The organism is Streptomyces sp. NPDC060002, assembly GCF_042737245.1.
In the GTDB taxonomy this organism is placed as follows: Bacteria; Actinomycetota; Actinomycetes; order Streptomycetales; family Streptomycetaceae; genus Streptomyces.
The window spans coordinates 56,875-65,103 of sequence record NZ_JBHWUW010000014.1 but is presented as its reverse complement, the minus strand read 5'-3'; the positions used below and the strand labels follow the sequence as shown (position 1 = coordinate 65,103).

General features: G+C 68.5%; 9 protein-coding genes. 8 read left to right on the top strand and 1 reads right to left on the bottom strand.

Annotated elements, in window-relative coordinates; all coding sequences use genetic code 11:
* Positions 1 to 268: 268 nt before the first annotated feature.
* The 6 genes from ACFWBD_RS15545 (at position 269) to ACFWBD_RS15520 (ending at position 6,062) form a co-directional block, all read left to right on the top strand.
* Entirely contained in the window at positions 269 to 1,144 is an 876-nt protein-coding gene (locus tag ACFWBD_RS15545; RefSeq protein WP_351754567.1) for an undecaprenyl-diphosphate phosphatase, read from the top strand.
* A gap of 173 nt (positions 1,145 to 1,317) precedes the next feature.
* On the top strand, positions 1,318 to 1,497 hold the full coding sequence (locus ACFWBD_RS15540; RefSeq protein ID WP_351754566.1) for a hypothetical protein: 180 nt from the start codon (positions 1,318 to 1,320) through the stop codon (positions 1,495 to 1,497).
* Positions 1,498 to 1,639: 142 nt separating this feature from the next.
* Complete coding sequence (locus ACFWBD_RS15535; protein ID WP_385667105.1) at positions 1,640 to 2,590, top strand: YhjD/YihY/BrkB family envelope integrity protein; 951 nt, start codon at positions 1,640 to 1,642, stop codon at positions 2,588 to 2,590.
* 152 nt (positions 2,591 to 2,742) lie between these two features.
* The gene (locus ACFWBD_RS15530; RefSeq protein ID WP_385667104.1) at positions 2,743 to 3,276 is read left to right on the top strand and encodes a GNAT family N-acetyltransferase; all 534 of its coding nucleotides are present in this window, start codon (positions 2,743 to 2,745) and stop codon (positions 3,274 to 3,276) included.
* Positions 3,277 to 3,865: 589 nt separating this feature from the next.
* Complete coding sequence (locus ACFWBD_RS15525) at positions 3,866 to 4,516, top strand: hypothetical protein (RefSeq protein WP_385667103.1); 651 nt, start codon at positions 3,866 to 3,868, stop codon at positions 4,514 to 4,516.
* A gap of 847 nt (positions 4,517 to 5,363) precedes the next feature.
* Positions 5,364 to 6,062: a hypothetical protein gene (locus tag ACFWBD_RS15520; protein WP_385667102.1), complete on the top strand. Its 699-nt coding sequence runs from the start codon at positions 5,364 to 5,366 to the stop codon at positions 6,060 to 6,062.
* 72 nt (positions 6,063 to 6,134) lie between these two features.
* On the opposite strand, the gene ACFWBD_RS15515 is transcribed toward ACFWBD_RS15520, so the two are convergent.
* Positions 6,135 to 6,803: a hypothetical protein gene (locus ACFWBD_RS15515; RefSeq protein ID WP_385667184.1), complete on the bottom strand. Its 669-nt coding sequence runs from the start codon at positions 6,801 to 6,803 to the stop codon at positions 6,135 to 6,137.
* A 65-nt stretch (positions 6,804 to 6,868) separates the two neighbouring features.
* Between ACFWBD_RS15515 and ACFWBD_RS15510 the strand changes: the two genes are divergently transcribed.
* On the top strand, positions 6,869 to 7,495 hold the full coding sequence (locus ACFWBD_RS15510) for a hypothetical protein (RefSeq protein WP_385667101.1): 627 nt from the start codon (positions 6,869 to 6,871) through the stop codon (positions 7,493 to 7,495).
* Between the two features lie 135 nt (positions 7,496 to 7,630).
* Positions 7,631 to 8,098 (top strand): nuclear transport factor 2 family protein, encoded by a 468-nt coding sequence (locus ACFWBD_RS15505; RefSeq protein WP_385667100.1) that lies wholly within the window; start codon positions 7,631 to 7,633, stop codon positions 8,096 to 8,098.
* Positions 8,099 to 8,229: the final 131 nt, after the last annotated feature.

Here is an 8,229-nt window from a genome sequence, read left to right as displayed (position 1 = left end):
GTACGTGACGGCCCGCCGGTTGGGGAGGCGCGTGCTCGTCGGTCGGAGCGGCGCGTGCGCGTCGCGTGAGGGCTCTTTGTCGCTCGTGCGGAGGGGCGGGGGGCGTCGGTGCGAGAGCCCGCGTGACGCCTGCGAAACCCCTGTGCCGGACCTGTCATCCGGGAACGCTAGGCTTCCCCCGGCACACACCTGATCACCTGATCATCGCGCGCGACGGGCCGACCGTCGCCGTCGCCCTCTCCGATCGGCGCTTGGACTCCGTAACCTCATGTCTTGGTTTGAATCCCTCATCCTCGGACTCGTCCAGGGGCTGACCGAGTTCCTCCCCGTCTCCTCCAGCGCGCATCTGCGGCTGACCGCGGCGTTCTCCGGCTGGAAGGACCCCGGTGCCGCGTTCACGGCGATCACGCAGATCGGCACGGAAGCCGCGGTGCTGATCTACTTCCGCAAGGACATCGGCCGGATCATCTCCGCGTGGAGCCGATCACTGTTCGACAAGACGCTGCGCAAGGACCACGACGCCCAGATGGGCTGGCTGGTGATCGTCGGCTCGATCCCGATCGGCCTGCTGGGCGTGACGCTCAAGGACCAGATCGAGGGCCCGTTCCGCGACCTGCGGATCACCGCAACGATGCTCGTCGTCGTCGGCGTCGTGATCGGCATCGCCGACCGGCTGGCGGCCCGCGACGAGACGGGCGGGAAGCACCGCGCGCCCAAGCAGCGCAAGAACCTCGAGAACCTGGGCGTCAAGGACGGCCTGATCTTCGGCCTCTGCCAGGCCTGCGCGCTCATCCCCGGCGTCTCCCGTTCCGGCGCCACCATCAGCGGCGGCCTGTTCATGGGCTACAAGCGCGAGGCCGCGGCCCGCTACTCCTTCCTGCTGGCCATTCCGGCCGTACTGGCCTCCGGGGTCTTCGAGTTGAAGGACGCGGTGGAGGGCGGCCACGTGGCGTGGGGGCCGACGATGTTCGCGACGGTGATCGCCTTCGTGACCGGATACGCGGTCATCGCCTGGTTCATGAAGTTCATCAGCACCAAGTCCTTCATGCCGTTCGTCTACTACCGCGTCGTGCTCGGCATCGTGATCATCGCCCTGGTCGCGACGGGCTCACTGAGCCCGCACGCGGCGGAGTCGGCAGGCTGACCGCTACCGCCCTCTCTCCACCCGTGAAGCCGTGCGGCGTCGCACGGATCGGCCTTCTCGCTCGAACCGGCGGGAGGGCCACCGGAGTTGATCGATCAGCCGTGACCAAGCCCATATCCGCGCGCGTAGCCGTCCGGTAGCGCAGTGTCAGTTCTTGCGCCTAGGCTTGGCCCATGTCCCCCAACTCTGTGCCGTCTGGTTCCGTGCGGTCCGCTGCCGAGCTGAACGAGCGGATCCGGGCCCTCTGGCTGCGCGCGGGCGGTTCGCTCTCCACCCAGGAGCGGGCGGAGTACGAGCTGCTGGTCGTGGAGTGGGCCATCGCGATCCGCGGCGAGGTCGTCGCAGCGGCCTGAGCACCGGGCTCTCCTCTCCCTCCGCCCCCTCCTCTCGCCTCCCTTCGCCCTTCCTCGCGCCACCCTCCGCTCTCCCGTGTCGCCCCGTGTCGGGCCCGCGACCGTCCGTTACGCTCGCGTCGCCACAACGGTCACGAGTCTCATGGAGGGCAGGACGGCGAGGATCAAGCGTGAGCGCCTCGTCAGAACGCTGACGTTCTGGCTGCGTCCCGCTTTCGCGTTGCGCGTCATCAACCGGTTCCAGAAAATCGTGGGCTTCGACCGGTCGATGGCCCTGGCGTCCAGCGCGTTGACCGCACTGGTCCCGCTCTCCATCCTGATCGGCTCCGTCGTGAGCAGCTTCGCGCACTACGACGCGGCCGAGCAGATCATCAGGCGCTACCACCTCACCGGAGCGGGCGCCACGGCTGTCAGCTCCCTCTTCTCTCCCGCGGAGGGCAGCAGTGCGAGCGTGGGCGTCTTCGGAGCCGTGTTCCTGATGATCTCGGTCCTCAGTTTCGCCCGGGCCGCGCAGCGACTGGTCGAGCAGACGTGGGAACTCAGCCCGCTCAGCGTGCGCAACACCCGTAACGGCCTGTGGTGGATCCTCGGCCTGGGCGGCTACGCACTGTGCACCGCCTCACTCACCGCACTGCTCGGCGAAGGCGAATCGGGGCTGGTCGCCTCGGTGTGCGAGGTGCCGGTGACCGCCGCGTTCCTCGTCTGGAGCGGACGGCTCCTGTCGGCCAAGCGGATCGACTGGTCGGACCTCGTCCCCTTCGGCGTCACCGCCGCCGTTCTGACGGCCGCCTATTCGGTGGGCGCGGCCATCTACCTGCCCCGTCTGTTCAACTCCTACGCCGCACGCTACGGGGTGGTGGGAGCGGTCTTCGCGATGATCTCCGCGCTCTTCGCCGCCATGCTGGTGATGGTCGGATCGTCGGCGCTGGGACGCGAAGTACGGGACGAACTCGCCCGGATCCGTCAGGGCCACCGCCCGTCCGACCATGAGGTCCGCCGGCAGTGGGACACCCTGGTCGAGCGGACCCGGTCCCACTGGCGCACAGCGCGGGGGCAGATCTCTCGGCATCAGACCAGGGACTCCGACCGCTGAGAGCCCGGCAGCGGCCTGGACGGGCCCGGAGGCCCTGCCGGCACCACTGGCAGTCCGGCTCTGTCCAGCTACGCGGCGCCCGGCTGTCCGGCTGTCCGGCTGTCCGGCTGCCGATTACCGGTGAGGCTCCCACCTTGGGCAGGATGGTCCCCATGACCGAGATCCGCACGCCCCGCCTCCTCCTCCGTCGCTGGCACGACGACGACCTCGTACCAATGGCCGAAATCAACGCGGATCCGCAAGTCATGCGCTGGGTCGACGACGGCTCGGTGCTCGACCTGGACAGCACGGCGGAGGCCATCGAGCTGTGGGAGGAGGAGTGGGACGAGGAGGGCTTCGGGATCTTCGCCGTAGAGCTGCTCGCCTCCGGCGAACTGGCCGGCTTCACAGGCCTGTCCATGCCCGGGTTCCTGCCGGAGACGCTGCCCGACGTGGCCCTCAGCTGGCGGTTCGGATCCCAGTTCTGGGGCCAGGGCTACGCGTCCGAAGCCGCCCACGCGACGCTGGAGTTCGCCCTCCAGGATCGGGGCCTCGACCGCGTCATCAGCATCATCCGGATCGGTGACGACGCCTCCGAGAACGTCAGCCGCAAGCTCGGCATGGCGCCGGAGCGCGAAACGGTGCACCCGGTCCACGGCCATGCGCTGCACGTTCACGCCATCGATCTCACCGAGTTCCATGAGTGACCGGACCATGTGAGTGGACGCGCAGGCTCCGCACGAACCATGTCCGTACCGTGAAACGCCGCAGAAACGCCGCAGTCTGGGCACTGCGCCCCCGGCACGGTCATGGTTACCCTCCAACCACGTTGACCTGCGGGGACAGCTCGAATGGGCTGCCTTTGACGAGTGGATGGGCGAGACGGCGATTACTGGATGGAGTCGTCTCGTCACAACCGGTTGCGCACCCGTCGCCGCGAGCAGCAGCATCCCGACGACCGGTCCGCCCAGAGCGCCGGACTCCACGACGGCCGCGGCCACGGCCGGTCGCACCGAGCTCGTCTCGTCACGGACCGCGCCGACAACCCGGAGGCCGGCGACGCTCAACCCGCCTCGTCCGCGCCGCACTTCAGAGGTGACGATCGCCGGTCGCCCTCCGCGGCTCACCCGCTCGCACGCGATCAGCCTTTGGGCGGACGCGTACCGTGACCGTACGACCTCAGCCTCATGTGCGGTCGCTTCTCCGGGGTGACGCGCTCGCCGTGCGCCGACCGGAGGATGGGTGCCTGCGGGGAGGACAACCTCGGCCCGCACCGCACCAGCGACCGGAGCCCCCATGTTTCCTGTGAGTTCCCTGCTGCGCACCCGCAAGGCAGCTTCCCTGGCCATGGTCGTCGCGATGGCGGCCTCCGCCACCGCACTCACCGGCGCCACAGCAGCGTCCGGCAGCCCGCGAGAGCGGCCGATCCGGGCGAGCGTCAGCGGGTCTGCCGCGTTCCGTCTGCCGTACGTGGAGGACGCCGACATCCGCTCGCTGACTTTCGACGCGCACGCCGCGCCCTTCAGCAGACCGATCCCCGGCGTACCCGGCGGACTGCCGACCGACGCGTACGGCACGGTGAAGGTCTCGCACTACTCTGCGGAGCGGGACATCACCTACACCGCCGAAGGCACGGTCGACTGCCTGGCCACCGCGCCCGGCAATGCCACCCTGACCGCAGTCATCACCGAGGTGAGCACCGGAGGTCCGAACTGGGTGGGAATACGGCTGGGGTTCAGCGTTCAGGACGGCGGCGTGGACAAGCCCGGGAGAGTGTCACGGGACCGGGTGGGATTCTCCTGGGACGACGGGGTGAACTGGACGACCGGCGCTGGCGAGCACATGGATTCGGTGAATTCGTGCATGGCACCTGCCGCCTTCGCACCCGTCACGAAAGGTGGATACCAGGTCAGGCACGCGGATATGCCGCGCTGGCCGACGGGCTGACCCTCACACCGCGCGCCGCCAGCGGGCGGGTGGCCCGGGGGCGGTTTGCCTGGTGGGGCAACCGCGACCTGCTCGCGGCTTTCGACCTTCTCCCCGTCGTCGCCTGGACCGTCTTCATTGCCCTTGTCGGATTCGCCGGCGTGCTGCACATCGTCGGCGGGGTCGGCCGTGGATGCGTCTTCCTCGCGTTCTCGGCCTGCGGCCTGGCGGCCCTCGTGTCCCAGGGCAGGCTCGCCCGTGACTTCGCCCGTGTGGCCGTCGGCGAGCATGTCCGCCCGATGCGCTGGCTGCTGCTGCGCGAACCCGACGCGGGCGAGGCCTGTTTGGTGCTGTACAGGGCCGACGGCGACCCCGCCCGACGAGGCTCCGCCGATGCTTCTGCGGCTCGCCAAGAAGCGGCAGGCCCGACGCCTTCCCCCGGCGGGCGTCGCGGACGTCCGCGGCTTGCTCCGTCCCGTCACCGTGCTCGTGCCGTGGATCGACGGCTCACCTGTGTGGACCCGCCATCCCGTGACCGCACTCGACTTGACGACTGAGCGCGACCGAGGGCGACTGACGTATCTCAAGGGATCCGAGCCCCGCAGCCGGTAGACGCTCTTCGCGAGTGGGTCCGACGGCAATGAGTACGGAGCGAGAGCCCGGAGATCGACTCGCATCGTCCCTCAGCCCCAAAAACCCGTCCCGCCTCCCGATCTGACGATCTACTCTGCTGTCTCATGCTCTGAGCCGGGGCGGAGGGCTCGGGCGAAGCTTCTGAGCCGACGGGAACCCGCGCGCTCAGCCAGTCAAACGGGTGGGTAAGACAGTGGTTCGCCAATCAAGGGTCGGCCTTGCTATTGCCATGCTCATGACCTTCTCGACGGTCGCCGCATGCGAGCCAGGGCAGGGCTCCCGGGCAGACGCGACATCGGCAGAGACCAAGACGGCCGGCGCAGAGGACAAGCCCTTGGGCAAGGCGGACCTGGAGCGGGTAGCGATCACGAACACGGATCTCGACGACTACGAGGTCGAACAGATCCTGGCTGCTACCTCGGCGTCTCACAGGACGGCGGATCCCGCCGAATGCGCGCCCGTCGTTCAGGCAACGGGGGGAAGCAGCGGCTTCACAGCCACCGCGCGCATCGGCCGGATGATCTCCCCGAAGGAGCGCGGCCCCGGAACATCCATGATCCTTGCGTCACACAGCACCGGGGATGCCGCGCGGGTGATCGACGCACTCCGCACGGCCGCCAAGCGGTGCAAGACCTTCCTGGACATCGGGGTGGGCTTCCGGTACGACGACGTCGCACTCCAGCCCGACCCCGGCTACGGCGATGAATCCGTGTCCCTGAGGCTCACACAGCTCGCGGCGGACAACGAGGACGACGAGCCCATCCGAGTCCCCTACGCGGTGGTGGCCGTTCGACAAGGGGCGACGGTCGCCATGTTCTACGAGTTCAACCGCCCCGGAGGAACAAGGGGCGAGGACCCGGCTGTCGTACCGGAAGAGATCATCAGCACACAGCTGAACAAGCTCAGCAAGCCGGCGGTTCCCCAATCGCCGTAGTCATGCGCTGACTTGGAAGCCGCGCTCGAAGACCTTTTGCGCGGGTGGTCGCGAGCCCACGTCGCGAGTTGGTCAGCGTTGAGCGATGCTGTCGTTGCTGTGCTCGGGGTGGCGGGTCCACAGGGATACGTCACTGCTCGTCGCGACGGCGATGGTCTCCCCCGAGGGAGAGAAGCCGAAGGCTCGAAGTTCCGAGTATGTGGAGTGGAAGATGTGCCACCACTGCTCGCCGAGCGGGCCCGAGTGGGGAAGTCCGCCATCGGTCGAGAGCAGTACCCGATCGTTGGGCCAGGCCGGAGTGACGGCCTCCAGCGTCCAGCCGTCCCCAGTCGTGGTGTGCAACCCTCCGCCGAAGAACCCTGCGATGTGTACGCGGCTGCCGGCGATCGGTCCCAGTCCGGGGCAAGTCAGGTCGGCGGCCGCGTCAGGGGTGCTGTCCTCGGAGTCGGGGTCGCGGTCCCTGGCGATCTTCTGGCCGGTGACGGCATCGAAGAGACCGTGACCGTCATGCGAGACGGCCATGACCAGGTCATGGCCGCTCTCCGGGTGCGACGCGAAGCCGATCCCGAGAAGTCCGCCGACAGGGACGCCGTACGCGTACTCGAAGACAGGACGCCAGGGCGCGGGCGCGAGAACGACAGGGGCGGCGAGCAATCGGTCTCGTAGTGCCCGCTGGTAAGCGGAGATTTCCGGTTCACTGACGGCTTGCTCCACTGGAGCTGCTCTCTTGATCTGCTTCATCACCTCGTCATGATCCCGCTCCTGGCGGCTACCGCGCGGAGCAAAGCAGTTGAGAAGATCACAACGTGGCAACCTCCAACGAACATCCCCCCGATGACTGGGCTTTCCTTGGAGTCGGAGACCCGTTCCTGGTTGCCCGCCACGAACGGCGCGGCCTTCTGGCCGTGGCAGGAACAGATGCACACAACAGAGCTACGCCGGTCGCGGTCTACAACAGCCGTTCCTTCGTCCGCCGCACGCTCATTCGCTCACGCTTCCCCGTGCACGCACTGGCCTTCCATCCCCGGCGTCCGCTGCTCGCGATAGGCACCGGCCGGTACGACGGTGGCTACCTCTTCGAGGGGGAGCTACTACTTCTGCACCTGAAAACAGGGGCGGTCGCCTCTCTCATCGAGAACGAGTTCGGCCGTCAGGTTCTGGGGCTGGAGTGGCTCGACGAACGGTCGCTGCGTGTCCTCATGGCACCGCCGGACGACTGGCAGGATGAAGCGGCGCACGAGAACGGACACGTCGCCGTGGTGGGCCGAGTCGACTGGACCGCCGTCCCCGCCCGGTCACTCAGCGGTCGGGACCTGGCCGGCCCAAGGACCTTCGCACCGCGTCCCGAGCCCCGCGAGGCAGTGCAACGAGCGGTCGCCACACTGCGATCCCTTTGGCAAGCCCAACGAGTCGAACCTTCCGGAGACCTGTGAAGCTCCCTCGACGGTGTTGTCCGGGTCGTTCACGGCAGCAGCCTGACCGCCCCCGCGTCCACGTGGCCACCGAATTACCCGATCGATCCCCGCACAGACCTTGGCTGAGCAGCCCCCATGCCCAACACTCGGGCCATGACGCAGCGTGTGGAGCTCGCCGCCGTGATGGACCGGTTGGCCGTGGACGGGTTGGTCACCGACTACGCGGTGGCGGTCGACGACGGGGACTGGACGGCGTACCGGGAACTGTTCACGTCGGACGGGCGGGCGGACTACCGCTCGGCCGGTGGTATCGAGGGGGACGCCGGGAACGTCGCCTCATGGCTTGCGGAGAACCTGCGGGTGTTCGCGATGCGGCAGCACCTCATCGTCAACCGCCGGGTGCGCTTCGGGGTCCTGGAGCAGGACACGGGCGACACGGCCCGGGTCCAGGCCGACTACGTCAACCCGATGCGGCTGGCCACCGGCCAGGACGACTCGGCTGCCGGTGCGCCGGACTTCGTCTGTGGCGGCAGGTACTCCTTCGGTCTGCTGCGCACGGACGACGGGTGGCGGGTGCGTGAGGTGGTCGTCCGGGAGAAGTGGCGGCGCCTGTCCGGCTGAGCGGGAAGACGCAGGCCGCAGCCCCAGCCCCAGCCCCAGCCCCAGCCCGAGAGACGGCCCCAGCAGCAGTGGCAGCGCTTCGGGATGGCCGGCGTCCGAAAAAAGGCGCCCCCTGTCGGAGATCGTCCGAC

Coding starts and splice junctions, on each gene's coding strand:
- ACFWBD_RS15515 (WP_385667184.1), bottom strand. CDS start 6,803: ATGAAGCAGATCAAGAGAGCAGCTCCAGTGGAGCAAGCCGTCAGTGAA.
- ACFWBD_RS15520 (WP_385667102.1), top strand. CDS start 5,364: ATGACCTTCTCGACGGTCGCCGCATGCGAGCCAGGGCAGGGCTCCCGG.
- ACFWBD_RS15525 (WP_385667103.1), top strand. CDS start 3,866: ATGTTTCCTGTGAGTTCCCTGCTGCGCACCCGCAAGGCAGCTTCCCTG.
- ACFWBD_RS15530 (WP_385667104.1), top strand. CDS start 2,743: ATGACCGAGATCCGCACGCCCCGCCTCCTCCTCCGTCGCTGGCACGAC.
- ACFWBD_RS15540 (WP_351754566.1), top strand. CDS start 1,318: ATGTCCCCCAACTCTGTGCCGTCTGGTTCCGTGCGGTCCGCTGCCGAG.
- ACFWBD_RS15545 (WP_351754567.1), top strand. CDS start 269: ATGTCTTGGTTTGAATCCCTCATCCTCGGACTCGTCCAGGGGCTGACC.
- ACFWBD_RS15505 (WP_385667100.1), top strand. CDS start 7,631: ATGACGCAGCGTGTGGAGCTCGCCGCCGTGATGGACCGGTTGGCCGTG.
- ACFWBD_RS15535 (WP_385667105.1), top strand. CDS start 1,640: ATGGAGGGCAGGACGGCGAGGATCAAGCGTGAGCGCCTCGTCAGAACG.